Origin of the sequence: Mesorhizobium sp. M0166, assembly GCF_040322255.1 — a bacterium.
Classification (GTDB): Bacteria; Pseudomonadota; Alphaproteobacteria; order Rhizobiales; family Rhizobiaceae; genus Mesorhizobium.
Map to the genome: position 1 here is coordinate 419,704 of NZ_JAMYTD010000002.1, position 26,050 is coordinate 445,753.

The following is a 26,050-nucleotide window of genomic DNA, read 5'->3' on the forward strand; positions in this document are numbered from 1 at the left end:
CTGATTAGCGCCTCGGCCTGAGGCCGTGCTTCCTGCCTCCGGCCCTTCCATCCCCGATTTTCGCGCACAGCTCACAGGCAATAATCAAGAGCAGGAACGTGCCCTCAAATGCCGCCACAGCGTGTCCGGTTTCTGCCATCGGCTTTAGAAGCCTGACATTCCGGTTCCGGTCCCCTGTGCGTACGGTTTTGATCTTCTCGTCGAACCCCATGTTTCGATTGATGATTACTGGACGTGCCCCATTGACGCCAACTACCTCGCCCAGAGCAGCTCCGATGCCAGTTTCAAGAAGTGCAAAATGGCCCATGAATGCGCCAACCAGAGTGAATGCTCTCGTATCCGGGTCTATTTCGAGCAGCGCGGACTTGGTCAGCATTAGACAGCCTAACGGGTCCTTCCCAACATAGCCATGGGCACCGGCCTGCTACTCACGGAGCACCCCCTCCTCCTTGGCAGCAGCCTCGAAAGCCTGACGGACCTCTTCCGGAGTCACACGGTCCTGAAGGGCGTCGGCGCACAGTTGCACAGCCTTCCTCCACTTAGGTCCCATCTTGGTCCACTTCATGAGTTCCTCGGCGGCACCCTCGACGTTGTTGCTCCCGTAGCTGACCCCAGGTCGGTCGGTCCTGACGTACACAGGAGGGGAGAACCAATGGGTTGCCACGACAACTCCTACTCAGGGGAGAGATACATCTTGGCCTCCTTGGCGGCAGCCTCAAAGGCCTTTCGTATTATGTGGGGGTCAATCGAATCGCCCTCCAAGGCTGACAGGCAGAGGGTCACCGCCTATGCCAGCGAGGCCCTCGCCGGGTCCACATCTTGAGCTGCTCAAGGGCTTCCTTCGCATTGTTGCAGCGTTGCAGCCATGCCTGACACCGGTTTCAGTCTTCACGAACACCGGAGCGACGAACCAGATGGGCGCCATGATACCTCCTACTCAGGGGAGAGATACACGTTGGCCTCCTTGGCAGCCGCCTCAAAGCTTCACGCACCTCATGGGGGACATCCTGCCCTCGAACGCGTCGACGCAGGATTGGACCGCCTTCGTCCACCTCGGGCCCTTTGTGTCCCATGCCAGGAGTTCCTCGGCGGCTCCCTCGACGTGGCTGACCCCATTGCGAATGCCCGGACGTTTCGTCTTCACGTAGACCGGGGGAGCGAACCAGAGGGGACCCATAAGAGGGAACTTAGAGCGGCAAGAGCCCGCCGACCAACCCCGCTTTAGCTGCAGCTAAGGGAACGATGTAGGCCCTCGCGGGTTTAGAGGCGGCAGCGGGATTACTTCGTGGATGTGCAGCCGCTGTGGGGGGGTCCGTCGCCTCTCATCTCCATGCTTGGCGGCGGGCTCCTTTCGCGAAGGCGGTTTCAGTCTGAGACACCTAGAACCTTATACCGCAATCCAATTTAGCTGGTTGTCATTGGGGGGAGTAATGTCCCCTCCTCTTTTGCCGCAGCCAGGAATGCCTTGCGGGCCTCCTCAGCTTCCATCTCGTCGAAAATCACGGTCATGCAAACGCGCACCGCGAGGTCCCAGCAAGGGCCACGCTTGGTCCACTTCATCAGCTCCTCGCCGGCTGCCTCGGCGTTGTTGACGTTGCGGATGATCCCGAGACGCTCGGTCTTGACCGGGACCGGAGGGTTGAACCAGTGGAGAGCCATACGTCACTCTTTGTCGGCCCTATCAAGTTCCTCCAGCAATTACCTTTGCTCAGCCGGCAGTTCCCGTTCTACAGGCAGATTTAGCACGTTGCGAAGGTAATTGCGGATTACCTCTAACTGTTGAAAATGGGAAAATAGCGCAGGACGGCGCGCTTTGTTGCGATGCCACAGTGACTGAAGTGGCTGACAGCTACTCGCCACAGTCGAAAGCCACGCAGAGGCCCATGGCAGTTGCTGCCTCGACGATCGCCTCGGTCAGTTCTTCATCGGAGGCCACCAAATAAGGCGCAGTCTCCCGCGTTTCGCGTAGTGCCGCTTTTATCGAGACCGTGTCGCCACGGTCCGCCCTGTTGAGGAGTACAGTGATTGCTTGCTCTAGAAGCGGACCGACCCTTCGCGCGACGCTCATCCAGCCCTCCCCAGGGACACGCCGAAGCGTACTCTACTCCCTACCTGAGCGGCATCAAGGCCATGTACGAATTGTACAAATTGGTACGGCGCTGGGCCGCGACAGTCAGGAATGTTTGTAGAATTTCTGTGGTGGGGATCGGACACCGGCTCGCGAAGACCCTCATGCTCCTCCACGATCCTATTGACGCGCCTCGAGCCGCCTTTCTCCCACAATCCCAGGTCGGTCTGTCCTGACGTACACCGCAGGCGAGAACCAATGGGTTGCCATGAGGCTATTCGCGAAGATCGAACCCGACGAACAGGCCAAAGGCTGGGGCAACATTGACAATAACCTCCACCAGCTCGCAGTCAGTTTCCGCCAGATGTGGCCCGTCTCGGCGCACCGCTGCGATAGTCTCTTTGACGGAGATGATTTGGCCGCGACGGGCTTGTAGGATCAGCTCGTGAACAAGGTGTTTGGCAGTCACTTTGTCGGGTCGGCAGTTCGTCCAAACGTTCATACAAGGCCTCCCACCTCAGCGAGAACCCAAGGGGATATTCATTACCCTCTATCGGGAAAAATCAAGAAGAAATGTTTGGCGGAATTTCTGAGCGGGAACCAGAGAAAAAAGTACGGAGCGAGCCTCTGTACTCTTCCGCTTTGACGCTCAGTCAGCCCGCTAAGGGACTTCTTCCGTCGGCCCCTGTTTGGCCCGATCAATAGCCGCAAGTAATGACTGTAGGGTTGGCGGCAGTTCTGGTTCGACCTCCACATTTAAGAACGTTTGTACGTGATGACGATAGCCTTCGGAACGGATCAGTTTCCGAAACGCTTCGGAGACAGACTGATGGTCTGCTTTGTTGCTCGCTGTCATGTTCGGGAAGTCCGTCCCAATGAGCCGCAACTCGCCCGCAACGAATGGGTTCCATCAGGAGGTCGGAATATTTGATAGAAATTTCTGAGCGGGAGATCGGCTAACTGGCTCGCGCGAAAACCCCCGTGCCACCTTCGTTTGCCGCAGCATTAATCCTGGCTCTTTGAACTGAAGATTCGTGTCGGTCTGGCGTCGGCGTTGCACATCGTGAACGTTGGAATGCTTCTGTCCAATGTTTGCTCACGCTGTGATGCCAACAGGGCAGGCTCTTGCGGCAGGGTGCCGCAAGGTCGCGACGAATGAAACGCCGGCCCAGTTCAACCCCCGCGACGTCCTTCACAGCTGGGGGGATCGATCTTCACCTCGACCGCAGTTCGTATCCTGCTGCACAGCGCGAGATTTTCGGCCAGCATTCTTCAGTGCGTTGAAGCGCGAGCTCGGTCCGGTGGATGCGCTGCCTGGCATTGGCAACTTCCGATGTCAAAATATCGGCCGCCATCCCGTGGCCCTGGGGTTCCATAGTGTCCATCAGTTTCTAATACATGGGGGGCGATATCGTTCCCTGATGTCGGGCGAAACGGCGGGCCGCAGAAAAGCGCGATGGGCCGAATGACCAATGCGCGCCCTGTCAAAACAGCGCCGGAAACAGGCGAACGGCTTCGGCCGCTCTACATCCCACGGGCAGAGGCGATCACGGTCCAGAGGGCCATTGATCTGTTCAGGTACGACTAGAACGTAAGCGAAGACACACTCAGGCGGCTGGTGATCAAGCACCGTCTTCACAACCAGACAATGCCCGGTGCTCCGTGGAGAATAAGCGCTCCCGGTTTGGCTATGGCGCTCGCCGGCGATGATGACGCGCTTGCGCGGTTGAGGCGGGACGATCGCGAGCATCCGGACGTAACTCGGTATTTCAAGCGGCTCGGCATCCCGCGACCCTGACCTGTTATCAAAAGTTATGGTCGCGCGACTGTCTGAAGTAGACATTAAGTAGATGTCGCGGCCCGACAGGGCTCCACACAAGAGCGAACCGTTGCTGCCTTGCGCATCGCCCTCTAGGCCGCCGGCGTCGAGTTCATCCCGGAGAACGGCAGCCGCGCCGGCGTGAGGCTCCGCAAACCTTAGGCGTAGACTCGTTACTGCGCAGCCACACACCTACTTTTCGCCATCGGACGAAGCGGTTGCAACAGGTGGTGCGCGGGCCATAGCGCTGAGGCAGGTCGCGCCATGGAGCACCGGAGCGCAGCACCCAGAAGATGCCGTTCAGCACGCGCCGATCATCAACATGTGGCACACCTCTTGGCTTGTTGGGTAGACGCTTTATTCCATTGCTGACCATTGTCCAAAAGCGCTGTTAACCAAATTTTCTCACCCGCCAATGCTTATTCGCGCGACTGAAGGGGTGAGGTGATCGATGTGTGATTCAAACATAAGCGCGTTTCCGCTGCATCGGCGGCGGAAGTTGGTCGAAGGGATCGCCCGGGTCCTGGAATCCAAGAACGGGAAGGACGCGAACGCCTTCTGGCGCAACACCGCCAAGGCAATTCTCGTTCAACTGTCCGAATCAGGAATTGCACCCGGGGTCGCCGAACAGGAAGTTGGAACGCTTCTTCATGCTGTCTTGGCCGATATCGCCACCCGCAGTGCTGCGAAACTTGCACAATAGCATCGGCTCACGATGAAGGATTGCCGCATAGAGACGCCCCGGGGCTCCACAAGCGTAGCACCACTGCATCCGTCAAACGCAGGTTTCTCACTGCGGATGAAAAGATAGGCGCGTTCGTCGAAATCATGCGCGCGAATGTGCTCTCGGGCGAGATACGGCTCCGCCTCGCCTGTCCGGCGGTCATCGACCAAATCGAGGTAGGCGATGCGGAAACCCGCATTCACGAAAGGCCGACGGACCTTTTCCACGAGCTGAACCCGCAAAACCAATGAGCCGCCGTTGAGTTCCACACTGCCATTTATGACTTTATTATGTAGAACACATCACGAACGCATCTAAACCCGCTAAATTCAACTTTCCCGCAGGTTCCTGTTGTGCGTGTTCAGAAGACTGTGCGTCAAATCTTCCCATCGTTGGCGGAGGCTCTTACATCGCATCCATCACTGGCGCTTGGCTGACGCAGTTAGTACGGTTCCCGCAGACCAAATCAGTTGTGAGAGCGGGGGGTGCATTGTCTCGAGACGAATATAGGCAAACGAGAGTCACGCTGCGTTCCTGCGAAAGCGGGGTCATCGTATGAGAAATGATCCTTGGGCGTTGCTCGTGTCTTCTATTCGTCGCCGACGGGCTCCGGAGGCACGATTTTTCAAACCCGTTTGCGTGATTGCCGCGATAGATTTGTCCAATGAAGGACTACTCGATCCCGCTCGGGTCAATGCAGATGCGATTCTTTCGCGCTTCCAAGCCTATGTGAGGCTGAGTTTTCGAGCGCGTGCTGACATGGGATGGAAGCCGTTGTGGCACCTATCCAACGATGGCCTTTGGACGTTTTTTAACGACGATATCGCGATTACGAGTGACGATTTCGGCGCGGACCGCAAGCCAGGAACGAAGGCTATTCTGTTCAATCGCTTCGACCTCCTGACCGTCAACGAGCCTTATAGAACTCTCTGGCTCGATCCTGAGTATAGACGGGCGCTACGTCGCGCCATGTTGATCATCCTTGCGAACGATGACGAAGGCTGCCGGCGATTTGCGCGCCAGCTCTTTCGCGCCGAATTTGCGATGCTTCAGAAGGAATGGCCTCCAGAAGAAGAGGTCATGGAGGAGTTGCGGCTCTTTCGCGAACAGCTTGACCTTTTTGGCGAAGGCACCGGCGTCGAAATCGATGACGCCTCTGCGCTTGAGAGCGATCATATTGAGCAGCCCTTCGATCCCGAAGCCATCGATGTCGCAACCAGGACGGTAACCGTCGATCTGCTGCTTTCTCGCGTCAGCAACGAGCGAATTGATTTGATGCCCGATTTTCAGAGACGGGTAGGGTTATGGGACCAAAAGAGACAAAGCCGGCTGATCGAGTCACTCCTACTTCGAATTCCGCTGCCTGTCCTTTACGCAGCCGAGGACGAAGACGAGCGATGGGAAATCGTCGACGGCATTCAACGCCTCTCCACGATTGCCCGCTTCGTTCGCCCTGATAGCATAAATAGCCAGCCGTTGCTCCTGTCCGACCTGCAATATCTCGAAGCTTATGAGGGCAAGAGCTTCAACGACTTGAGCGAGAAGCTGAAGACACGTCTCAGAGAGACAGAGTTGGTCGTCCACCTGATCCGGAAGGGAACACCGCCGGAGGTTAAGTTCAATGTGTTCGCGCGCATAAATTCAGGTGGCATTGCCTTGTCGCCGCAAGAATTACGCCATGCAATAACTCCCGGTGCGGGTCGTGGTCTGCTGGCAAAATGGGCTTCTTCGGAGGAGTTTCTCAAGGCAACGGACAGGAGCGTAAAGCCGATCAGAATGGATGACCGGGAACTGGTCCTTCGATTTGTTGCCTTCTATTCGCTTGGCGTGTCTTCCTACAATAGAGCAGACATGGACGGCTTTCTCATCCAAGCCATGAGAAGCTTGAACAGGCTGGAGGCGGCAGATATTGAGCGCGTAAAGTCGGCGTTCAGCCGTGCCATGCTCCTCGCCTATTTGATCTTCGAAGGCGAAGCATTTCGAAAGCGCTTGTCTCCCGAGGCGGCAAGAATGCCCATCAATAAGGCTTTGTTCGAAGCGGTCTCTGTCAACCTTGCGAAGTTGGCAGAGCAAGAGGGTAGCTTTCTGGTTGAGCGGCGCACACATCTGCAGAGCGAATTCATGGCGCTCTGCGCCGATCGACAGTTTGAGGCCGCTATTTCGCAAGGAACGAGTGATGTAGCTAAGGTTAACCGACGTTTCGATATGGTCGCCGAGATGTTTCAGACGGTCGTGAGCAATGCTTGAAAGCGTCGCCCTGGTAAATTTCAAGGCGTTCGACGATCTCGCGCTACCGCTTGAGATGCTCACGGTCCTGTCAGGCTTGAACGGAACGGGGAAAAGCTCGATTTTACAGGCTCTGGGATTGCTCCGACAGTCTTTCGACGCAGGAAGTCTCCAGACAGGCGAACTGGGTCTGAACGGCCCCCTCGTCGAGATTGGAACAGGGCGCGATCTGCTCTACCAAGATTTTGACAAGCGCGTTGTGCAGATAGCATTAGCCGTAAAGTCCGACGATGGTCGTCACTTCCTGGATTGGATCGCGGACGCGCCATCAGAGGCTGACGTCCTGGTTTGCAAGGAGAGCCCGAAAAATGTCGCTGACGAGCCCATTGGTTTGTTCAGCCGCGGATTCCAGTTTTTACGTGCTGACCGAATAACGCCCTCCGTTACATTTCCTAAGTCCCAGCATGCCGTCGGACATGAGCGTTTTCTTGGTGCGCGCGGCGAATACACAGCATACTTCCTACTGAAGTTTGGTCAGGATCTCACGGTCGCGCCATCACGCCGCTATGCGGAGCAAAGTGATGCTACAAGCCTCTTGGCGCAAGTGAATGCCTGGATGCAGGAGTTCAGCCCTGGGGTTCGGGTCGAACCAGAGGAGGTCCCGATGACCGACTTTGTGCGGTTGGCCTATACCTACAGAGGCCGGAAGGCCGCCTATGGAAACCCGTTGCGCCCTACCAATGTTGGATTCGGTCTGACGCATGTTCTTCCCGTCGTGACAGCGTGCCTAGCGGCAGAACCTGGAACGCTGCTGATCATCGAAAATCCTGAGGCACAGCTCCATCCTCGCGGTCAGGCCGCGCTTGGTCGATTGATTGCTCTGACCGCAGCAAGCGGCGCTCAACTTATCGTCGAAACTCATAGCGATCATATCCTGAATGGTATTCGGCTTACTGTCAAAGATGGCCACCTTGAAGCCGCAGACACCAAATTGCACTTTTTCACGCGATCGCCCGGGACCGCCACAACCTATGAAACGCCCGTTCTCGACTCGAAAGGTCGACTTTCGTTCTGGCCGTCCGGGTTCTTCGATCAATGGGAGCGAAGCCTGGATCAATTGCTGTCGTAAGATTTTCAGGATGCTGCAGCTTCTTCTCAACGATCTCTCCATCCCTAATGCCCCCTGCTCTCGAGAGGTCGCTACAGCGCGGCTAAAGCAGTTCGTTGATGCGCTTCGAGCGGTTGCATCAATTTCTCCGCAGTTTGTCCTGAACGGACCCCATTCTCTGGCCGATTTGAGTTTCGCAACGAATTGGTCCTTAGCTGCACTTCGCAATGATGGCGGCTGTACCGACGAGAATATCTATCTCAAGACGGTCCAGGATCGTTTCCCCTACGGTCAGACGGTCGCGGAACTTGAAGGGCCGCCACTAGCCGGTCTCGAGTACCGCATAGGTGACACTGCGGCGATCCTCGTGGGCGAAGCGGCGCTCGGACTCGGTCTAGCGCATCAGTTTAACGGTCTAGCTCTCAGCATATTTTCCCATGCTTTCTGGAGCGAGCCGGGTATCGACCTGCGCAGGCTGTCGCTCGATGAGGGCGGAGACATTCAAGAGGAAATGGTTACAAGCCGAAACGCATGCTCTGATGAAGGCGTTGCCCATCATCAGGAGCGCTCATCCTCCTAGTCAGGCCCAATATCGTCGATGGAGCCCAGCTTTGGGCTGAAAGAGACCTGTTGTTTCCGAATTTGCGCTTCATTCCTCGAACGCGACAGCAAATTGAAGCCCTGAGCCACGGTGATCGAATGCTTAATCCAACCGTGGAACGACTGTTAGCCCTAGACAGCGCCATCGGCGCTTGGAGACGAAACCGGTCACCGTATCCAGTTTATCCCTTTAGCGTAAACGGTGAAAGTCGCACGCGACGGCCGCTCGCTGCGTTCGCTGACGAGAACGGCACAATCCTCAATTTTGAAGACCACGCCAAATTCACGCCAGGTGAAGGTAGGTTGCACTTTCTGCTTCAAACCGAACCGGAGCGTAGGGCACTGATCGGCCACGTCGGTAGAAAAATCGGAATCGGATAACGACCACCGATATCGCGCTTACACCACATCGGATGGACCAAGAAAGTACATAGTAGCGGGGGAAAGTTCTTCCTTCGTGCACTTGAATGTCAGAAAAATACCCGCTATTTTCTGACAAATGAAAACGAGGGCTCCATCAGCGCCAGACCAGATCATGAAGCGTGCCCGCGGTGGTGGGCGCGGGAGTGTTTTTACGCCCAGTGATTTTCTCGACCTTGGTGACCGTGCGGCGATCGATCAGGCTCTGTCGCGTCTGGTTAAGGGCGGCAAGCTCCGCCGCTTGGCCCGTGGCCTTTACGACTTTCCAAAGATGCACATAAAACTTGGTCCGTTGTCGCCAACTCCGGACGACGTAGCCCGAGCGCTTGCCCGTGAGACTGGATCGCAGGTACAGATTACTGGAGCACAGGCAGCGAATGCCCTCGGCCTGTCCACGCAGGTGCCAGCCAGGAACACCTATCTCACCGACGGCCCATCCAGGCGCGTCGTACTTGGCAGGCGGACCGTCGATTTGCGTCATGCCTCACCGAAGCATCTGATCGCGCCAGGCAGTCCAGTTGGGACAGTTGTCCAGGCCCTGCGGCATCTTGGTCCCACCCGGGCCGTCGATATCGCTCACGTGGCCGCCCGCAGCCTGTCCGCCCGCGATAAGAAGATACTCGCCAACAGCGTCATTCAAGCCCCAGCATGGATGAGGTCAACGCTTGTGTCCATCGCTCAAGGTGCGGTTGGGATGGCTGATGGATAAAGTCGCTGTTTTTAGCCGCTCCGATCGCTCCGCGTTGTTCGGCCAGACTGGAGAGGCACGTGGCGTCGCCAACACCATCATCGAGAAAGATTTCTGGGTCTGCTGGACACTGAAGCGTCTCTTCGAGCTCCAAAAAGAAAACGCGCCCACTCTCGTGTTTAAGGGTGGCACATCATTATCGAAGGCCTTCAACGCTATTCGTCGCTTCTCCGAGGACATCGATTTGTCCTTTGATCGTACGGATCTCGGCTATACGGGCGAGCGCGACCCTGAGAACCCCGGCCTTAGTCGAAAAGCTGCAGGAAAACTCATGGACGAGCTCGCCGCAGATGTCGAAAAGCATATCGCCGAAACGCTTCTGCCAGCTCTTCAAATGGCTATCGCCTCGAATCTGGGTACCCCAGATAATGGCGGATGGTCCCTAGCGATCGATCGTAGCGATCCGCAGACCATCAATTTTCACTACCTTGCCGCGCTGTCGAAGGGCGAATACGAGGGCATGGCCTACATCACACCTCGGGTGAAGCTGGAATTCGGCGCTTGGGGGACCCATGGCCGACCGAAGAACGGACCATTCGCCCATATGCGGCCGACGACTTCCCGGATTTCTTCGAAGATCCCGACTGCACGGTGCCTGTGCTCTCTGCGCGACGCACATTCTGGGAGAAGGCCACGGCGCTCCATGCCGAGGCACACCGGCCAGACGAAACTCCAACGCTGCAATATTTTTCGCGGCACTATTACGATATCGCCATGCTTCTCGAAACCGCGGATGGAAAGGCCGCGGCGACCGACTTCGACCTCCTCGAACAGGTGGCAAGGCACAAAGCGGCATTTTTCCGCTCGGGCTGGGCAAATTACGATACCGCTCGGCCCGGAACGTTGCGACTGATGCCTTCTGAAGCCAGGCAGAGAGACCTGCGTGCTGACTACCGCAACATGGCGCTGATGATGTTTGACGAGAAACCTTTAGCATTCGACGAAATTCTTGCCCGAATCCAAAAGCTGGAGGACGAAATCAACCCGTCTCTTCATGACATTTGTCGTGAGGCGCGTACGGCCCATGCTGGCGAAACAAATATCTTCACGCAGGTGCAGATATCCGACCTCCTGAAATTACCGGCATGCTCACTAGCCGCTGTGACGCTGAACAACGCCGCCCTGAACAAGCGCCCGGGAGTCGAACCTTGCCTATTGGCCCGTCGTGGAAGATGTTTTCGGGCCTCCTAACAAAGCGAAATCGCTAATGTGACGAAAAGAAACATGAACAGTATCGATCCTCCCATCTACCTTGACGGCTTTGCAACCATGCCGCTGGCGCCGGAGGCTCAAGAGGCGATGGTGGCAGCATGGACGACGCCGGCAAATGCCGGATCGCCGCATATCCTAGGCGAGCGCGCGGCAGCGGCCATTTCTGGAGCGCGCGCCGACGTCGCCAGATTGATTGCCTGTGCTCCGTCTGAAATCGTATTCACGTCCGGCGCAACTGAAGCAAACAACCTTGCCTTGCTTGGCATCGCCGATTGGGCAATCGAAACTCAAAACCCGCGGCGGCGCATAGTAGTATCGGCGGTCGAGCACAAGGCGGTGCTTGAACCGGCGCACCGGCTGAAGAAGCTCGGGTTCGATGTGGTTGTTGCGCCGGTAGATTACAGCGGCGTGATTGACCTTAGCGCGCTGAGACTGCTTGTAGACTTGAACACGCTGCTGATTTCGATAATGGCAGCAAACAATGAAACGGGTGTACTGCAGCCGCTATCCGACGTTGTCGCGATCGCTCGCGCGAACGGTGCTCTCATACATTGTGATGGAGCCCAAGCTGCGGGAAAAATTCCGCTGGATGTGGTTGAACTCGACATCGACTATCTGAGCCTTTCATCTCACAAGATGTATGGACCTGTTGGAGTCGGAGGCCTCTATGTGTCTGCCGCCGCACCGCCGCCCCGGCCAATCCAGTTTGGTGGCGGCCAGCAAAACAGCATCCGACCAGGCACCGAGCCTGTCCCATTGATCGTTGGATTTGGCGCGGCGGCAAGTCTTGCCTGCAGCAAGTTCTCGGCGGATGCCAAACACGGGGACGAGCTCGCGCTTCGTCTGCTCGCCAAACTAGAAGAGCGACAGGCAGCCTGCCGCAGAACGACTAACGGCGCCCCCGTCCTGCCTGGGACCCTAAGTTTATCAGCATCGGGTGTAGACGCTGATGATCTTGTTTCGCTTTTGCAAACAAGGGTGTGTTTTTCGACTGGATCAGCATGCACGGCCGGTCAAGTTCTTTCATCTCATGTCTTACTTGCAATGGGTATGACTCAAGTTGAGGCTCGAACTGTATTTCGTATATATTGCAGTCGCTACACAACGGAAGGCGATATTGACATTGCCGCAGACGAAATTGCCAAAGCACTCTTGCGTGCACGCCTCCCATCTGGACGTAGCCGCCAGTAGCCGTTAGAGTGGGGGAATGAAGCATGGGCTCCTTGATTCTGATGCTCGTGGCCAATTCGCAGGCCATGAAACCTTCCCCCTCCGCCTCCTGTGGCTGAAGAAAGCCTTCGACGCGGTTGTTGGAGGCGCGCCCTCGGGAACATTTCAGGAACAATCAGCAATTGCACGGTTTGGCGTCGGGCGCAACATGGCCGTTTCGATGCGCTATTGGGCCATGGCCTCAGGTTTCGTGGAAGAGGTCGAGCGTGTCCTGAAACCTACGCCACTTGGCGCGGCGATCCTGTCTGACGAGGGATTCGACCCGTACATTGAGCGGCCCGCGACTGTATGGCTAGTTCATTGGGCAATTGCTGGCAGCCCACAGTTCACGACGACAGCGTACTACGCGTTCAATGGCCTGGCCGCTATCGAATTCGACCCCGCGATGCTTGTCGAGGAACTGCTTGATTTGGTTGCGGCGAAGGGATGGCGCGCCACGCGAGGTACCCTCAAGCGCGATGTCGAAGTTTTTCTTCGAGGTTATGCGCGACGGGGAGATAGTCAAGGTGAGGATGCGGCCGAGCCCCTACTAGCGGAACTCGGGCTTATCCGAGAAGCGCGATTTGGAGGTTGGCACGAGTTTGTGCGTGGCCCCAAGCCGACGCTGCCCGACGGCGTTTTTGCATACGCCCTGAACGAATTTTGGCGGCGGCAGGGAGGATCTACCGCGCTAACCGCCGAGCAAGTCTGCTACGCGGCGGGCTCGCCCGGTCGCGTCTTTAAGCTCGATGAAGACAGCGTCATAACCAGGCTCATGGGATTAGAGACGATAACGGAAGGAGCATGGCTTTGGACGGACACTGCTGGTTTGCGTCAGATACAGCGGATCGGTGAGATCGATCCGCTTGAGCTGATAGCCAATGCGTATCCAGCACGGCTTGCGGCCGCGGCATGAGCAGCCTAGCCTCGATCGTAGAAATCGACCGACGCTTTGCGCGATCCGCACGTCTAGATGCTGATTTAAACGGCACACCGCCCTTGGTCGGTTACGTGCTGCAGGCGAGTATCGAAAAGTCGCTTACGACTCTTGCATCCAGCCAGATCGACAGCAAGCAAGGCGCCTTCACTTGGACCGGCCCATATGGCGGCGGCAAATCGAGCGCCGCCCTGCTCGTGGCCAATCTCGTTGCCGGCATTCCAGAGAATCGCGCGATCGCGCGCAAGATTGCCGGGCCGTCCTTGGCGGGTATCTTCCAAAAGGCATTTCCGGAAAAGTTAGGCCCTTGGGCAGTCGTCGCAGTCACCGGCAGCCGGATGGGATTGCGCCAAGCAATCGCAGATGCCTGTCTTGTTACGTTCGGTTGGTCGAAGGCGGCGCATACAAGGGCCGTTGTTAGCGATGACGCCCTTATCGACGCGCTGCAGGCGTCCGCAATCGCAGGCCGCAGCGGCGCTCTAGTCGTGTTGGACGAACTTGGAAAGCTCCTTGAGCATGAAGCGCTGGAAGGCGGCGATATACATTTACTCCAGGACATTGCCGAGCGGGCTGCACGAAGCGACGGCCGCTTGGTCGTAGTGGGTATTTTACACCAAGCCTTCGACCAATACGCGGCTCGGGCATCCCGCGATTCCCGTCAAGAATGGGTAAAGGTCCAGGGACGCTATCAAGATATTGCATTTCTTGCCGGCGCTGACGAAACAGTCGCGTTGCTCGGCCGGGCGATCAGATGCACTAAACGACCGGCTTCCGCCTCTGCATCAGCCACGGCAGTTGCAGAGGCAATTGGCAAGCGGCGGCCGACCGATGAGCAGGTTCTGGCGGCCGCCCTGACCGCTACATGGCCGCTGAATCCAGTTACCGCGCTTCTTCTCGGTCCCGTATCTCGTCAGCGTTTCGCCCAGAACGAGCGAAGCGTTTTCGGCTTTCTAAGCTCGGCCGAACCGTCCGGATTTCAGGAGCATCTTAATAGGAGTGAGGACGGCACTACCTACGGCCCCGATAAACTATGGGATTATTTGGCGTCAAACTTCGGTATGGCCCTCGCAAGCGGTGTCGATGGTTCTCGGTTTAGTCTGGCTTTCGAAGCAATCGAACGCGCCGGTGCAAAAGGGGGACCTCTGCACGTTCGTCTAACCAAGTCCGCTGCCGCCATTGAATTCTTCCGCAACGGATCCGGGCTCGCACTCGCCGACGACATTTTGGCGGCGGCGACGCCGAATGCATCCGAGAAAGAGCGCAAGGCAGCGATCGCGGACTTAGTGGATTGGGCGGTGCTGATCCGCCAATCGCGGCTCAAAGGCTATGCTCTGTTCGCCGGCAGTGATTTCGATCTCGATGACGCGATCAACAAGGCGACAGCACCACTTAGCGCCGAACATTTGTTGGCCCTACCGCAACGTGTTGGCCTCGGCTTTGCGGCGGCCAAGCGCCACTATTTCCGCACTGGCGCGCTCAGAACGTTCGAGGTGGTAATCCATTTGACGGGCGAGGCCGACACGCCGCCCGCCATTGCTGATACCATCGCTTCCCGCCGGACCAAAGGGAGCGGATCTCTCGTCCTTCTACTCGGCGACGGGACGATCAACGGCGGCGAGGTCGAGCGCCGATGCAAGGCGGTGGCCAAGGCTCTCGGCAAGGCCAACGTCGTGGCTGCAGTCGGCGGCGCTACCGATGCATATGCCCTGCGGTCGAGTGCGACGGAATTGTTTGCAATTGAGCGTGTGTTCCGCGAGCATCCCCAACTCGAAGGCGATCGGATTGCACGTCGCGAGATCGCGGCTCGCCGCTCCGCCGGCATCGATATTGTCCATCGCGACTTGGAGGCTGGTCTCGCCAATGCGCGCTGGTGGCTCGCACCTGAACCAACAACAGTTCTACGTGAGCCGCTGGCGATCGTGGCGACAGCTCTTGCAGACACTGCTTATTTCAATACGCCCATCCTCCAAAGCGAATTGTTGCAGCGCGACCGACCATCATCGAGCGCTATGGCGGCTCTTCGCGAGCTTTGTCATGCGATGGTCGAGCACGCGGATCAGGCCGACCTAGGCTTCGTAGGGTTTCCGGCGGAGATGGGGCTTTACATGACCACATTGGTGCCATTTGGCGTTCATGGGGAGATTGGTTCTGGGGTCTATGGCTTCCGAGCTCCGGCAACCCACGGTGACGGGAAAAGCCTGTGGCCCGCGTGGCACGTCATCGAAGCGGCCACGGATATTACGCTTGATGAGATTTACCGAATTTGGGCGGCTCCACCATTCGGTATCAAGGCAGGCGTCATGCCCGTTTTGGCACTCGCGAGCCTTATCGTGAACAGTGACCGATTAGCGATCTATATCGACGGCGTATTTCAGACCGGCCTCAATGATGTCGTCGTGGACAAGTTTCTTCAGAAACCTAACGAGGTCCGCCTGCGCCGTGTGGATCGTTCGGTACTGCAAGCCGCTTTCCTGGGCGGCTTGGCCCAGAAATTTGACATCAACGATGGAACCGCAACTCTGCTCGTTGCCCAAGCCTTATTTCGGCGTTACGAAAAGCTGACGATTTATGCCAAGCGCACCGAGACATTGGGTGACGTGGCACAAAAGGTGCGGCGGGTGGTGCTGAAGTCGCGCGACCCGGAGGCACTCCTGTTTGAGGATCTCCCGAACGTCTTAGATGATAACCCTTCGGCGCAAACCGTTTATGACGCGCTGCTTGAGGCCGAAGGAGCATATCAGAGCCTCCTCGATCGCCTGCATAAAGCGCTCGCCAGATCCCTTGCGGTCGACGCATCGACCTTTGCTGGACTTTCCGAGCGGGCCGCTTCGATAAAGAACCTAACCAATGACTATGCTTTCGAAGGCTTCGCTATGCGCGCCGCTGCCTTCGAGTCCGGCGATGGCGACATTGAGGGAGTCGCCAGCCTGCTTCTTCATAAGCCTGCCCACCAATGGTCGGATCGCGATAGAGAACAGGCACTCCTGCAACTCGCTAGGTTCGGCCGCCAATTCCGGGAGCTGGAAGCACTGGCCGTCGTGCGAGACCGGCGATCTAACACTGAAGCTCTCGCGTTGGTTGTTGGCGTTGATCCGAAGACGGCCCCACTGTTCCGCAGCTTCATTCTGACCGAAGTGGAGAAGGTCGAAGCGACCGCGCTCGCCGACCAGCTCCTAGAAACGCTAGCAAGGGACTCGGCCCATGGGCGGATCCAGTTCGCCGCCCTAGCGCGCGCAGTCGCAAGTCTCGCCGCTGATAGCGACGTAGAAATCGCATGACCAAAATGGACCGCCATATTCTTGGTGTCTCGGGTGGACGTGATAGCGCGGCACTGGCTGTCCACATGCGACAGAACCATCCTGAACTGCCGCTCGAGTACTTCTTTACGGACACCGGAAAGGAGTTGCCGGAGGTCTACACATTTCTTGATCGGCTGGAAGGGTTTTTGGGAAAGCCTATCCTGCGCCTCAACCCGGATCGCGACTTTGATTTTTGGCTCGACGAGTATGGTAATTTTCTTCCCTCCCCACGGACTCGCTGGTGTACGCGCCAACTGAAGCTGAGGCCACTTGAGCAATGGCTGCGCGCTGATCTCGACGCGGGCGTCACGGTTCACTCGTATGTGGCGATCCGTGCCGATGAACCAACCCGCGAGGGATACCAGGCGACTCATCCGAATATGAGGGTTCACCTCCCGTTGAGAGAGGCAGGTATCGATCGCGCCGGAGTGATCGAGATCCTCCAGCAAGCCGATGTAGGCGAGCCGGAGTACTACTCATGGCGCTCCCGATCGGGTTGCACCTTCTGCTTTTTTCAGCAGAAGATCGAGTGGGTACGATTGGCCGAGCATCACCCCGACCGGTTCGCGGAAGCCGTGGATTACGAAAAGACCGCATTACGGGATGGTTCTCCATTTACATGGAGCCAAGGTGAGAGCTTGCCCGATCTGATCCGTGCTGAGCGTGCGGAACAAATCAAATTGGATTATGAACTCCGTCGGGAGCGTCTTAAGCGTCGCCGACCAGCAAATCCCCTAGCCGAAATGAACTCCGACACGATCGACGACGTTTACGGCATAGACGAGGCCGCAGGCGGTTGCGTGATTTGTCACAAATAGCCTGTAACAACGCGGCAACTTAAATTCATCTTTGATGCCAGCCCGATGTATCTCTAATCGCGTCCAGCGCCAGGACGAAGCCGCGTCACGAAAGATTGGGGGGCGATCTCATATTTATCACGCAAGAAGTAGGTGAGCCATTCGCGCACAATTTGCCAACGCACGGCCGGACCCATGTCGGATGCTTCAACGAGCGTTGTGATCAAGTCTGCCGCAACGGCGTCCGATAAGTCGTTCTGAGCCGCGTCCAGTATCGCCCTGACTGCAGGCATGGTGGAAAAGCGCTCCGCCACCTTGGTGCGGAAGGCAGCTTCGCTCAAGTGCGGCTCTATGGCTAGCGCCTTGAGATCATGATCAGCCGCCTCAATGGCCGAGTACGTCAACCTTTCACGGGCAGATGGCAAATAGGCTGCGAACAACCGCTCAGGTGCCGCCAGTTTCGGGAGCCATGGGCCGGCTAGCAGGTCATCAACCGTCTTTGCCTCGGGAAGAGGCCTTTGGTCCAAACGATCAACAGCTGCTTGGATTGAGTCCCGTTCCTCGATTGTAGCTAAGCGCGCGGCACCCAGGGCCACCCGACACCGTAAAACCGCTTCGCCTTGGGGCTCGGGGTGTCCCCAGATACCACAGCGGACAAGATCCCATACGCGGACAAGGCGCTGGCCATGTCCTGCGCATGCTCAACGCTAACCGCGAACAGGATAATCCGGGCGTGCCCGCGAGCAATTAACCCTTTGGCTGCATCAAGAATTGCAAGGTTGCGAGCCGTATCGGCCGCCAACTTATTCAAGGTCTCCTCAGCATAGTCATCGAGTTTTGCGAGCTTCTTTAGCTCAGCCGGTGTCGGCCGGATTGCAGGCGAGTACTCAATCTGATGGAAAGCAGGACGAGACAAGTAGCCGTTGTCGAGCAGGTATTTGACTGGGTTGGGATCGTCGCCAATCTCAAGCACTACCTTCGAGCCGCCAAAAAACTCGGACAGCGCTTCGTCGGCGCTCATATCGTTCCAGGATCGACCTGGGGTGGCTGTCAGACCAAGCAAGGCGCCTTCGCCACCTGCCCCGCATAAACCTTCGATCACCTCGCGATAAGTCGGTGCCACCGCTTGATGTGCCTCATCCATGATGACGAGGCGAACCTTGGCCGCCAGCTTCAGGAAAGCTAACCCGTCTCGCTCGCGCCAAGCATGCAGCTTTGCCAGGCCAGCAACGAGAATTCCGTCGGCCATATCTTCCGGTGCAGGAGTACGAGCTCCCCAGAAGCGACGAATCTCCAAGTCACGATTCCCCAGCGATGCCCAAGCTGCCTCGAAGGTTTCAGCAGCCTGCTCCAGAAGCTCGCGGCTGGTGGCGAGCCAAACGACAACACCTGGCTCGAACTCATTCAGCGCTCTGGACACCAGGTGCATTGCCGTTCTGGTTTTGCCGGAACCTGTCGGCATGTGGATGAGCGTGCGACCATATCCACTGCCAACACGCGAATAAGCTCGTCGGACCACAGACCGCTGATGGGCAAAGAGAGAGAATGATGGCTGGATCTCTTGACGACTAAGAGCCGTCGTTCCGGCGGCCGTCTCCTCCCCTTGCAAGCCGAAAAAACCGCTGGCGATGGCCCAAGGTCGGAGAGCCGCGAGATCGCTAATGTCCAGCGCATCGTCAGCGACATCAACCCCTCCTTGAGTCAATCGCGCCTTCAATTCTTCGAGCTTCCCAAGGTCGAGATTTCGCAGCAGGGTCTTTCTGATTTCCGTGTTCGAAACTGCGTTTTGTGCGCGGTCTTGCAGGGCGCGTTCCGCCGCAGCGAGGAGAGCAGATCGGTCGCCCTTGGGCTGAGATGGAAGTAAGGGAAGCACCCGCGGGCCAACAATGATCTGAAGATCGCGCACGGTTAGGCGACCAAGCAAACTCTCCAGGTTTTGCCCGGGAGAGGCACCCGCGTAGCCCCGCTGTGGATCAAACACCAAAAACCCTCGCCACCCTGACCGCCGTTGCCTAGCACCCGTGTCGGACATTCGACACGGAACAGAACTATTGCCTGAGCGCTCTATGCGGCGTCACTTCCGCCGCCTCCGCGCCGGATATCGGTAGTTTGCACTACAATCCCGGCCTTTGCGATCAACCCACTATCGATAGGCCCATCTTCTTTCCCGTTTCGTAAAATAAGACCGATATTTCTCGGATTCTGGCCTATCAGCGCACCACTGGGCGATGGAATGAGCTTGTATGTCGTAGCGTCGGGGGCTGGCAACGGAACGCCGTTCGCCAACGCGTCTAAAAGCTCGCCGGGATTGTCTTTAAGATAACGAAGTGCGTCGGCCGCATTGGGATGTACCGTCGCAGGATCCAAGTCTGCGATCGACGCGGAGATTGCTTCGCACGCATCTTCGCTCAGAACGAGCCGCATCTTGGCAAGCCCAGGGCGTCCAACGAAACATACTCCGTCGTTCTCTAGCGCGGGAATATTAAGAGAAACGGGGGTTCGGTCTGCCCCTGGATACACGAGCCGCACTTGCATCGGAAAGGTCGCCGGCATCGGCGCGGGCAAACCGACTCGACCCATGGCCGAAAGCATCTTCTGCTGGAGCTCAAGGGCATGTGCTTCACGCAGTCTCCCTATCAGAGCCAACCCGCCCCCATCCGCGCGAGCCCTGGCAAGGGCGTCCTGTCCAATCGTATCGACGTGCTTCAGATCCCATTTGATCCAATATCTCGTGTCGTCGAGCTCAATAACGGGCGTGCGGACAGGATCGTCTGCATAGCTCCAATCGCGCGCTCCGAGCTGGCGGAGCTCTCCGATCAAAAGCAACACGCGCTTGGCGCCGCCGCGCTGAAGGTCACAAGCGGGCGTTAACACGGCTAGCACATTGCTTGGTCCGACATCGGCGATCGGGCTAGGCAAAGGTGGCTCGCCGGGGGGAGGCAACGGCCGCAGGACGTCGCCGAAAGCAACACCGCCTCCCGGCCCCGCCAAGCGCAGCCGCTCCGCGTTCTGGAACAACGATCGATAGACAAGTTGCTGCAAATCTGGGGACCCAACCAGGTAAGGCGGCGGGTACTCAGCAGATGTAATTTCATTCAGCGTGATGGCGGCGTCAATTATAGCGGCCTCACTCTCGATCTCGTGCTGCAGAATACGGTCGAAGATATCGACCATATAGCTCCCGGTGGGCTCGCCTTCCTCTGATAGAAGCAACTGTTGGATCTGCGCGTAGTCGGGTAGGTCTAGTGTCCGCATCAAGCCCACCGCCCGCATTGTGGCGCTGCTCACGCCTCGCTGCCATGCATCGATGAAGGCCGCGAGCCGCGTAGAGTCTGTTCGATGAAAGGCTAGGCGGCGCAATATACGTGCGAGCTTGCCATCTCTCTGCAGATCCGCCTTGCGCACAATCCGGAATGCTGAGGCCAAGAGGCCTGCACTATCGCGGAACTCCTCGCGCTTCTCCTCGAGCCTACCGCTGCGCGACATCAAGACCACGAGCGGCGGCTCGCTACGCCGAAGATCGACAACCCGGCGAAGTTTGGTCTTTGACTCAGCGATGGCATCTGAATCTTGGACAGACCCAAGAAACAGATCGATCACAATCAGGTCCGCCTCCGCAGCCTGCTGTTCGAAATTGCGGCCTGCAGTCTCGATCGCGAGCCCCAAGGTCTGCAACTCATCTACTAGTGCGTTGACGTAAGCAAGATCGGTTGCCATGTCGGCATCGTAACGCGCGAAGACCGGACCTATGAGTTCGGGACGAAGTTGGTTCCGATTCTGCCAGATGGTAGCAACGAAACTATCGCTTGAGGGCAGCTCCGCGGTCGGCAAGGCGTCGTATTCGGGCGTGAGATTTCGGATGATCTCGACGTCAGGTTCCTGCAGATCATCGAAGAAATTGGTCCATTCATTCGCGTCTATGGTGAGGTCTGCCGCTCGAGGTAAGGGATCATAGGCGTCATCCACCACCAGGGCGCGCCGAACACCCTTCTCGATGAGAAGCTCTGCCAGAGTGGTCATGCGATCACCTTGTCTGGAAGCTCAAGAATGAAGCGGTGAAGTCTCCCCGTCTCGGGGTTTATCGCGTCGTCGAGGACGAGGGTCCCACCATGATATTGAGCGGCTTCACGGGCGATGAACAGTCCTAGGCCGCGGCGCTTGCTCTTTTCCTTCAGCGAGAAGAACGGCTTGAAGACGTTCTCGCGATTGTCAGGAGCGATGCCCCGCCCGTTGTCCTCGTAGACGATACTCGGCGGCCCGCCATGGACGGCAATGCGGATTTCGGGCTTGAAACTCTTCTCCCTTTCGGCGCGCAGTGCGAGCCAATAGACGGAATTGGAGATCAGATTCTCCAATATCTGGATGGCCATACCCTTAACGGCGCGGATGCGCAGGGAGCGCTCAGGAAGACTGAGCTTTAGCGTTATGCCTTGACGCTCGAATTGAGCGTCGTGCGCTTCCAATGTGTCGCGCACCAGATCATTGAGGCTAAACACCTCCGCGCGCTGTCTGCCGGAAATGCTGAGCGGATCAAGGACACGCACCCGCTTGCTGATGCTTTTCATTTCAGCTCGGAGCGTTTCGATATTGGCTTTTATCTCGTCGGGAACGGGCCGCCGATGGAGTCGGTCCAGCGCGTCCAAAGCATTCTCCGATGCCCTGGCGAGCTCGTGGGCAACGACCTCAACCATCAGGCCGACACCGGCCATCTCGACCATCTGCCTGCTTTCCTGCTCGACTTCCGCTATGCGCGCTCGCGCCCTCGCGGCGAAATCAGAAAATTCAAACATGGTCTGCTGTAAGTCTTCCACCGCCTCCTGACCTTCAGGCGGCGCTAGCCGTTGCAGTTTTTTCAGTGCGTTTTTCACACGTTCCTCAAGCCGATTCACTTCAGAACGGGCGTCGGACAAGTCAATCTTCTGACTCTTGTATTGCCGCTCGACGTCCTTAAGAAACCCACCGAGCAAAGTCTGAACGACATATTGCATGACGTTGAGTAGAACATACTGTTCGGGAGTTTCCCGAAGCCCCTCGCGGTTGGTCTGATCCACCAAGTCAGGGTTTGCTGTTCTGGAGATCGCAACCCGGCCGACGAATTGAGTCTTATTAAGGGTATATCCTGAGCGTCGTAGCGCCCGGCGATCTAGGCCAAGCCAGTCGTCCTCGTCGTCACCATAAGGGAAGACGCGGAATCGATCCCGAAATAGCAGAATCCCTGACCATTTCTCCTGAAGCTCTTTCACTTGGCGTAGGTCACCGATCGCGTCCACAGCGGTCAGCCGACGGCGGTTGAACCAATGGGCTTCGAGCGCGAACGGGCCAACGCTGACCAATGCGCTGTCATGAATTGGACTGTGCTCGCCGATGATTGCCCCCTGCAGATCCTCCAATGGCACAACCACAATGCGGCTCTCACGCGGGTGTGGGAACCCGAGATCCATAGCCTCAATAGTACAGTGCAGCTCCGGACGGCCCTCCTCGATGACATAGCGTCCCGTGACCTTGGCATGGGCCTGCGCAAGCAAATCCGGGCTCATCCACGGGATGGTGATCCGCTCGTTATTCCAATAAATGGCGATGCGGGGACGATGCTTTGGATCCAGAAATGGGTCCGTCAGCCGGGCGAAATCATACTCTGCCATCTCATGGACGCGGCGTTCGGTCCAATCTTCCGAAAGATCACTTATGATGACGCGAGTGCCCGACCAGGTCGGACTTTCTTTCGCGCCGCCGGTGCTAGGCACGATCCTGATTTCGTCGAGCATCGCGTCGAGATCGCCAAAGAGCGACCAATCAATATTCAGGACGTTCAGCTCGGGGTCATCAGTGCGCGCGGTTTCAATACGGAGGTGCTCTCCGAGGCGCATGGCGGAAAGACGTCCGATACCCTTTTCGCCTAGGTATGGACTCTCGGACTTGCCGGCTGCCAGCGCTTGCTCGACCGCATGCTTTCGGGACGCGGTGCCTATTACCAAGAAGTTCTTCTCAAGGTCACTGATCGACATTCCCGAGCCGGTGTCACTAACCAAGATACGGTTGCAACGGGCTTGGCCCTCGTCGAGGGCATCCAGTAACGCGTCTATGTCGGGTGCGGTTGTGATTAAAGACGTGAACGTAGAGAGGGCTTCAACGCTGGCGTCGGCGTTGGTCAGCTCAAGTGCTTGTTTCTGGAGGTCGGCTAAGTCGGCCGCCTTTGTAGCAATGCGTGTCCGCAAAGTAAGGTAATCATTTTTGCGCAGCACGACATCGAAGCGAACTTCCACACCAGATTTCGTACGGGCGTCAAAGCCGTTCTTGATTAGCTCGTAGAACGCAATCACATCGGAACTTATGAGTTCCGAGCCAAGTTCCAGCACTGTACGAGCGGATATACGGAACAAGCAGCAATTCCCATCGCATGCTGATTCGACCATCCGTCTTCAGCTGAGATAATTATTAACTCGGAGCGTGCCGACTTGCTAGTCAGCGCAAGGTCGGCAATTAGGCGGGCAACACCCGAGAATAGCCGGTGGATCGCCATCTGGCGGGTACGAACGTCTAAAGCGATCAATCGTGCGACGTCCGGCGAGGGGACCAACTACCGCTGCCCTCATCGCTTGCCATTCCAACTGGAATGTCACCTGACAGCAGCTTCTCCTTGCTGAGAAGCCCAGCATCCTCGAGGGCCTCGAAATCCGGCAGGTCGCGCAGCGTGTCGAGACCGAACTCCAGCAGGAATTCTTTGGTCGTGACGTAGGTGTAGGGCGCGCCGGGCGTCGGGCTGCGCGGACCGGACGCAATCAGCTTCGCGCCGCGCAGCTGACCGATGAGATCGCGGCTGATCTCCTTGCCGAAGAAGGAAGAAAGCTCGGCGCGGGTGATCGGCTGGAAGTACGCCACACACATCAGCACCAGCACTTCAGATTGTGTCAGATCCACGGCTCGCTCGTTTCCGCCGACCGCGGCAAGGATGGCATCGGCATAGGCCGGCCGCGTCAGATGCTTCCAGCCGCCGGCGACGGCGACGAGGTCATAGGGCCGACCGCGCAGTTCTTCGCGGATGTCGTCGATGAGGAGATCAATGCTGCAGCTTTTGCCGACGATGCGGGCGAGCGTTTCGCGGTTGACCGGCTCGCTGGCCGCAAAAATCGTTGCCTCAACGCGATGCATTCATTCTCGCCAGCGCGCCTCCGGCGGCAGGTGATCCAGCTCCCGGTCAAACAGCTGGTCAGCCGATCGACGGTTATCTGACGGGCTCCCCCTCGCCTGCGCACTGCCTCCACCATGGTCGTCAGAGCCCGTACATGCGGAACGCGGTGCGGCCGGACAGTTCCCGCACGGCGCCGAACTCGACCAGCCGGTCGAACAGGCGGCGCAGCCCACGGTCGCTCATGCCGGCAATGTTTTCCGAGGCTACGATGGCGTCGTCGGACAGGAGCTTTTCGACGACGATGTCCGCCGCCTTGGCTCTAAGCTTCGGCGTGACGGCAAGCAGCCGGTCCGCGCGTCGCCCGAGTTCGGCGTGAAGATCAATCGCGCGCAGCGCAGCGCGCGCTTGCGCGGCAAGCAGGCCTTTCGCACGCTCAGGATGTGTCCCAATGCTTGTCGCCACAGAGTTGGCTGCCGATCGACGCGGGCGGGCGCTTGTGCCCAAGACCGCATCGGCGCCCAGCAGCGGCACCGCGTGGACCCAACCCAGCCGTTGCGCCAGCAGGGCGTCGGCGAGCCAGGCTCCGAGGACGCGGCCGAAGCCGTGTCGTTCGGCGGCCATGAAGGCACCGTTCAGGATCCCGACCACATCGGTGCCGGCGCCGAGTTGCCGTAGCGCGGTCGACAGATCGCTAACGGCCTCGTCGTCACGGGCGTGACCGAGATCTTCCAGCACCGCAGCGAGGTTTTTCGCCGTCAGCAATTCCTCAGCCGGCCGGGTCGCCAGCCGACGCCAGGCGAGGAGCAAAAGACCGGCGGGCCCGACGTTGTCGCCCGGCCGCGTGAGCACCACGGCATCGCGCAGCGAGCTTTCATCCTCGACGCGGCCGGCCTGCTGCGCAGTTGCCGCAGCCGCCGAAAGCGCCAGCCGCTGCCGCCAGGCGCCGGCCCACCGCTCCTGCCGGCGGACAACCGCATCGAGCGCGCCGATGGCCGCACCGGCGGCAAACGCAAAGTCCTCAACATCTTTTCCCGCAAGGCTTTGGGCACGCGTTGGCCGAGATCGATCTGTGGCTGCGCAAGATCGAGGCCGACATCATCGCCGTGGATGCCGATCTCGTCGATGTGGCAACGCAGGCTTGGCTCACCTACGGCAAAGGCCGCCACCCGGCCGCCCTGAATTTTGCCGATTGCCTTTCCTACGCGTTGGCCAGACGGGCGGATGAGCCCTTGCTCTTTATCGGCAATGACTTTTCCCAGACGGATATCGAGGCAGCATAACGATGGCTGGCGACGGTGCGGGATCAACTGCAGCGCCCCGAGGGGACGATCTTCCCGACATCATCGATGTCGTGATGGAAATGGGACAGCATCCACAGGAGGGCGAAAAATCCCCCTCCCCTCCCCTGCCGCCTATGCACTCACGGGGACATGGTAGCCTTCCCGGCTATCTGGAAGAGCTTGCCGGCCACGCCCGCGACTATGTCGAGGCGGCCAGCTCGGCCAATACACGGCGCGCCTACGCCGCCGACTGGAAGCATTTTTGCGCCTGGGCGCGCCGGCAGGGTCTGGAAGTGCTCCCACCTGATCCGCAGACCGTCGGGCTCTACATCACCGCCTGCGCGTCCGGAAAGGTAACAGGGGAGAAAAAACCAAACTCTGTGGCGACGATCGAGCGCCGGCTTTCGTCGCTCTCCTGGAATTTTGCCCAGCGCGGCCAGCCGCTGGACCGCAAGGACCGGCATATCGCCACCG

Annotated in this window: 20 protein-coding genes and 4 pseudogenes; 12 read left to right on the forward strand and 12 right to left on the reverse strand. The window is 58.1% G+C overall.

Features of this window, described 5'->3' with window-relative positions; all coding sequences use genetic code 11:
- Window positions 1-4 precede the first annotated feature (4 nt).
- The 6 genes and pseudogenes from NKJ46_RS04405 to NKJ46_RS04430 all read right to left on the reverse strand — a co-directional run.
- Complete coding sequence (locus NKJ46_RS04405; RefSeq protein WP_352662298.1) at window positions 5-376, reverse strand: hypothetical protein; 372 nt, start codon at window positions 374-376, stop codon at window positions 5-7.
- A 48-nt stretch (window positions 377-424) separates the two neighbouring features.
- A complete protein-coding gene (locus tag NKJ46_RS04410) occupies window positions 425-664 on the reverse strand; it encodes a DUF982 domain-containing protein (protein WP_352566826.1) in 240 nt (79 codons plus the stop codon).
- 740 nt (window positions 665-1,404) lie between these two features.
- Window positions 1,405-1,659 carry a DUF982 domain-containing protein gene (locus NKJ46_RS04415; protein WP_352566828.1) on the reverse strand — a complete coding sequence of 85 codons (255 nt, stop codon included), beginning with the start codon at window positions 1,657-1,659 and terminating at the stop codon, window positions 1,405-1,407.
- 190 nt (window positions 1,660-1,849) lie between these two features.
- Complete coding sequence (locus NKJ46_RS04420) at window positions 1,850-2,068, reverse strand: hypothetical protein (RefSeq protein ID WP_352566830.1); 219 nt, start codon at window positions 2,066-2,068, stop codon at window positions 1,850-1,852.
- Between the two features lie 274 nt (window positions 2,069-2,342).
- Entirely contained in the window at window positions 2,343-2,570 is a 228-nt protein-coding gene (locus NKJ46_RS04425; protein ID WP_352662301.1) for a hypothetical protein, read from the reverse strand.
- A 1,495-nt stretch (window positions 2,571-4,065) separates the two neighbouring features.
- Window positions 4,066-4,263 (reverse strand): annotated as a pseudogene (locus NKJ46_RS04430) (transposase); the annotation flags it as partial.
- A gap of 75 nt (window positions 4,264-4,338) precedes the next feature.
- Here NKJ46_RS04430 and NKJ46_RS04435 point away from each other — a divergent pair.
- From NKJ46_RS04435 to NKJ46_RS04480, 10 genes and pseudogenes are all read left to right on the forward strand, one after another.
- Window positions 4,339-4,590: a DUF6074 family protein gene (locus tag NKJ46_RS04435; protein ID WP_352541505.1), complete on the forward strand. Its 252-nt coding sequence runs from the start codon at window positions 4,339-4,341 to the stop codon at window positions 4,588-4,590.
- Between the two features lie 576 nt (window positions 4,591-5,166).
- Window positions 5,167-6,858, forward strand: a complete 1,692-nt coding sequence (locus NKJ46_RS04440; RefSeq protein WP_352662303.1) for a GmrSD restriction endonuclease domain-containing protein — start codon at window positions 5,167-5,169, stop codon at window positions 6,856-6,858.
- The gene (locus tag NKJ46_RS04445; protein WP_352662306.1) at window positions 6,851-7,966 is read left to right on the forward strand and encodes an AAA family ATPase; all 1,116 of its coding nucleotides are present in this window, start codon (window positions 6,851-6,853) and stop codon (window positions 7,964-7,966) included. Before NKJ46_RS04440 ends, NKJ46_RS04445 begins: the two co-directional genes overlap by 8 nt.
- Window positions 7,967-7,976: 10 nt before the next feature.
- Window positions 7,977-8,525: a hypothetical protein gene (locus tag NKJ46_RS04450; RefSeq protein WP_352662308.1), complete on the forward strand. Its 549-nt coding sequence runs from the start codon at window positions 7,977-7,979 to the stop codon at window positions 8,523-8,525.
- Between the two features lie 555 nt (window positions 8,526-9,080).
- On the forward strand, window positions 9,081-9,674 hold the full coding sequence (locus NKJ46_RS04455) for a DUF6088 family protein (protein ID WP_352662311.1): 594 nt from the start codon (window positions 9,081-9,083) through the stop codon (window positions 9,672-9,674).
- Window positions 9,667-10,904 (forward strand): annotated as a pseudogene (locus NKJ46_RS04460) (nucleotidyl transferase AbiEii/AbiGii toxin family protein). The gene NKJ46_RS04455 and the pseudogene NKJ46_RS04460 overlap by 8 nt, the downstream one beginning before the upstream one ends.
- Window positions 10,905-10,937: 33 nt before the next feature.
- Window positions 10,938-12,116: a cysteine desulfurase family protein gene (locus NKJ46_RS04465; protein WP_352662314.1), complete on the forward strand. Its 1,179-nt coding sequence runs from the start codon at window positions 10,938-10,940 to the stop codon at window positions 12,114-12,116.
- 16 nt (window positions 12,117-12,132) lie between these two features.
- Window positions 12,133-13,050, forward strand: a complete 918-nt coding sequence (locus NKJ46_RS04470; RefSeq protein ID WP_352662317.1) for a DUF4007 family protein — start codon at window positions 12,133-12,135, stop codon at window positions 13,048-13,050.
- Window positions 13,047-16,349: a hypothetical protein gene (locus NKJ46_RS04475; protein WP_352662320.1), complete on the forward strand. Its 3,303-nt coding sequence runs from the start codon at window positions 13,047-13,049 to the stop codon at window positions 16,347-16,349. The genes NKJ46_RS04470 and NKJ46_RS04475 overlap by 4 nt, the downstream gene beginning before the upstream one ends.
- Window positions 16,346-17,188 carry a phosphoadenosine phosphosulfate reductase family protein gene (locus NKJ46_RS04480; protein WP_352662323.1) on the forward strand — a complete coding sequence of 281 codons (843 nt, stop codon included), beginning with the start codon at window positions 16,346-16,348 and terminating at the stop codon, window positions 17,186-17,188. Before NKJ46_RS04475 ends, NKJ46_RS04480 begins: the two co-directional genes overlap by 4 nt.
- 53 nt (window positions 17,189-17,241) lie before the next feature.
- On the opposite strand, the gene NKJ46_RS04485 is transcribed toward NKJ46_RS04480, so the two are convergent.
- The 6 genes and pseudogenes from NKJ46_RS04485 to NKJ46_RS04510 all read right to left on the reverse strand — a co-directional run bounded on the left by NKJ46_RS04485 (window position 17,242) and on the right by NKJ46_RS04510 (window position 25,286).
- A complete protein-coding gene (locus NKJ46_RS04485) occupies window positions 17,242-17,508 on the reverse strand; it encodes a hypothetical protein (protein WP_352662326.1) in 267 nt (88 codons plus the stop codon).
- A 230-nt stretch (window positions 17,509-17,738) separates the two neighbouring features.
- Entirely contained in the window at window positions 17,739-19,148 is a 1,410-nt protein-coding gene (locus tag NKJ46_RS04490; protein WP_352662329.1) for a DEAD/DEAH box helicase, read from the reverse strand.
- A gap of 83 nt (window positions 19,149-19,231) precedes the next feature.
- Complete coding sequence (locus NKJ46_RS04495; RefSeq protein ID WP_352662332.1) at window positions 19,232-21,187, reverse strand: hypothetical protein; 1,956 nt, start codon at window positions 21,185-21,187, stop codon at window positions 19,232-19,234.
- On the reverse strand, window positions 21,184-23,547 hold the full coding sequence (locus NKJ46_RS04500) for an ATP-binding protein (RefSeq protein WP_352662335.1): 2,364 nt from the start codon (window positions 23,545-23,547) through the stop codon (window positions 21,184-21,186). Before NKJ46_RS04500 ends, NKJ46_RS04495 begins: the two co-directional genes overlap by 4 nt.
- 166 nt (window positions 23,548-23,713) lie before the next feature.
- A pseudogene (scpB, locus tag NKJ46_RS04505) lies at window positions 23,714-24,432 on the reverse strand (SMC-Scp complex subunit ScpB).
- Window positions 24,433-24,437: 5 nt separating this feature from the next.
- Window positions 24,438-25,286: a DUF1403 family protein gene (locus tag NKJ46_RS04510; RefSeq protein WP_502903357.1), complete on the reverse strand. Its 849-nt coding sequence runs from the start codon at window positions 25,284-25,286 to the stop codon at window positions 24,438-24,440.
- Between the two features lie 56 nt (window positions 25,287-25,342).
- On the opposite strand from NKJ46_RS04510, the pseudogene NKJ46_RS04515 reads away from it, so the two are divergent.
- Together NKJ46_RS04515 and NKJ46_RS04520 are read left to right on the forward strand one after the other, a co-directional pair.
- Window positions 25,343-25,576 (forward strand): annotated as a pseudogene (locus tag NKJ46_RS04515) (PIN domain-containing protein); the annotation flags it as partial.
- Between the two features lie 2 nt (window positions 25,577-25,578).
- The coding region (locus NKJ46_RS04520; RefSeq protein ID WP_352662338.1) for a site-specific integrase at window positions 25,579-26,050 on the forward strand (472 nt) is incomplete at its 3' end.

Bases quoted from the DNA above. Each gene is read 5' to 3' on its own strand.
- NKJ46_RS04405 (WP_352662298.1), bottom strand. From the start codon at position 376: ATGCTGACCAAGTCCGCGCTGCTCGAAATAGACCCGGATACGAGAGCA.
- NKJ46_RS04415 (WP_352566828.1), bottom strand. From the start codon at position 1,659: ATGGCTCTCCACTGGTTCAACCCTCCGGTCCCGGTCAAGACCGAGCGT.
- NKJ46_RS04420 (WP_352566830.1), bottom strand. From the start codon at position 2,068: ATGAGCGTCGCGCGAAGGGTCGGTCCGCTTCTAGAGCAAGCAATCACT.
- NKJ46_RS04425 (WP_352662301.1), bottom strand. From the start codon at position 2,570: ATGAACGTTTGGACGAACTGCCGACCCGACAAAGTGACTGCCAAACAC.
- NKJ46_RS04435 (WP_352541505.1), top strand. From the start codon at position 4,339: ATGTGTGATTCAAACATAAGCGCGTTTCCGCTGCATCGGCGGCGGAAG.
- NKJ46_RS04440 (WP_352662303.1), top strand. From the start codon at position 5,167: ATGAGAAATGATCCTTGGGCGTTGCTCGTGTCTTCTATTCGTCGCCGA.
- NKJ46_RS04445 (WP_352662306.1), top strand. From the start codon at position 6,851: ATGCTTGAAAGCGTCGCCCTGGTAAATTTCAAGGCGTTCGACGATCTC.
- NKJ46_RS04450 (WP_352662308.1), top strand. From the start codon at position 7,977: ATGCTGCAGCTTCTTCTCAACGATCTCTCCATCCCTAATGCCCCCTGC.
- NKJ46_RS04455 (WP_352662311.1), top strand. From the start codon at position 9,081: ATGAAGCGTGCCCGCGGTGGTGGGCGCGGGAGTGTTTTTACGCCCAGT.
- NKJ46_RS04465 (WP_352662314.1), top strand. From the start codon at position 10,938: ATGAACAGTATCGATCCTCCCATCTACCTTGACGGCTTTGCAACCATG.
- NKJ46_RS04470 (WP_352662317.1), top strand. From the start codon at position 12,133: ATGAAGCATGGGCTCCTTGATTCTGATGCTCGTGGCCAATTCGCAGGC.
- NKJ46_RS04475 (WP_352662320.1), top strand. From the start codon at position 13,047: ATGAGCAGCCTAGCCTCGATCGTAGAAATCGACCGACGCTTTGCGCGA.
- NKJ46_RS04480 (WP_352662323.1), top strand. From the start codon at position 16,346: ATGACCAAAATGGACCGCCATATTCTTGGTGTCTCGGGTGGACGTGAT.
- NKJ46_RS04495 (WP_352662332.1), bottom strand. From the start codon at position 21,187: ATGACCACTCTGGCAGAGCTTCTCATCGAGAAGGGTGTTCGGCGCGCC.